Annotated in this window: 2 protein-coding genes; one reads left to right on the plus strand and one right to left on the minus strand. The window is 68.9% G+C overall.

Annotated features, from left to right (window positions below; translation table 11 throughout):
* Positions 1-474 (plus strand): hypothetical protein (locus tag MFF40_RS28285; RefSeq protein ID WP_238263136.1); only part of this gene is annotated, 474 nt, incomplete at its 5' end.
* A 17-nt stretch (positions 475-491) separates the two neighbouring features.
* Here MFF40_RS28285 and MFF40_RS28290 read toward each other — a convergent pair.
* On the minus strand, positions 492-1,202 hold the full coding sequence (locus tag MFF40_RS28290) for a FadR/GntR family transcriptional regulator (protein ID WP_147898215.1): 711 nt from the start codon (positions 1,200-1,202) through the stop codon (positions 492-494).
* Between the last annotated feature and the right edge of the window lie 121 nt (positions 1,203-1,323).

The raw sequence follows: 1,323 nt of genomic DNA on the forward strand, positions 1-1,323 counted from the left end.
GTGAATCACGCAAAAGGCAACACCGAAATCCATTCCTTTCAAGCGATCGCCCTGTTCCAGGGAGCCGGGGTCATGGACCGCGCGACGTTCACCCTCCACGATGTTTCCGACTTTCCCATCGTGCGGATGCGGAATGACGCTGTGCGTCCGCCCGGCTACGCCTCCGTCTGGTGCCGGGAGATGGACGCGTTGCTCGCAGGCGGCGACCCCTTCGTGCTGATCTATGACGGACGCCGGCACGACGAAGCGCATGACGACCGGGTCGCGCGCGGCCTCTGGCTGAAGCGGAACAAGGAAGCCCTGGGCGGGTGCTGCCGCGCGTTGATCGTCGTCGAGCCAGACCCGGAGCGCCGCCACGCCTTGGAAGCCGCCTTTCCCAGCTTGATCCGCGCGTTCGGCACACCCCAGGCCGCATGCGCCACCGATCGCGAAGCCGTCGCACTGGCCAGGCAGACTCTGGGCGCGGCCGGCTGATCGGAGCCGCAGCGCGCTCAGCTCCCGGGGGCGGTCTCGATACGCCCCAGCGCATCGAGAATCGGGCCCACGATCGCCCGGGCCGCGTCCGCCGCACCCGATTCGTCCCGCTGCCGGATCGCATCGACCACCCGGCGGTGGGCGGCGAGGTCCGGCTCGGGCAGGGCCCCGTCACTGAGCGCCGTGCTCGTACTGCCATGCAACGACAGGGCGAAATACCGGTAGAGTTCCGCGAGGGCGGCGTTGTCGCCGCATTGTGCGACCGCGACATGGAAGGCGATGTCGCGCTCGATGAATCCGGCGAGGTCCCCGTCCTGTGGACGCTCCCCGCGCGCCTCCAGCAGGGCTTCGAGCCGCGCCACGTCACCGTCGTTCCGCCGCGCCGCCGCCCGGCGGGCCGCCTCGGTTTCGAGGAGCGCGCGCAACTCGAAATGGTCGCGCAGGCTCGCATGGGCGACCCGGCGCATGACCTCCGCCGGATCGACGTTGAGGCGGACATAAGTCCCGTCCCCCTGTCGCACCTCCAGCACCTTGGCGTGGGAGAGAACCCGCACGGCCTCCCGCACCGTGTTCCGCCCGACCTGCAGCATCTCGGCGAGTTCGGCCTCCTTCGGGATGCGCGCGCCGACTTTCCAGCGGCCGGTCTCGATCTGCGTGCGGATGAGATCGATCGCCGAATCGACCAGCGAGCGGCGGGCGGCCTGAGGCAGATTCAAGGTGGAGGGCATGCGCTCAGCTTCATGCCGGGATGCGGGATCATCCGACTTCTGAACCATCTCTTCGACCACTTCGCGCGGCAAGCGAAGCCCCGATCACGAAAAACCCGGTCCGCGCGAGCGGGCCGGGTTT

It is taken from the genome of Methylobacterium mesophilicum (assembly GCF_022179445.1).
GTDB classification, from domain to species: domain Bacteria; phylum Pseudomonadota; class Alphaproteobacteria; order Rhizobiales; family Beijerinckiaceae; genus Methylobacterium; species Methylobacterium mesophilicum.

Bases quoted from the DNA above. Each gene is read 5' to 3' on its own strand.
- MFF40_RS28290 (WP_147898215.1), bottom strand. From the start codon at position 1,202: ATGCCCTCCACCTTGAATCTGCCTCAGGCCGCCCGCCGCTCGCTGGTC.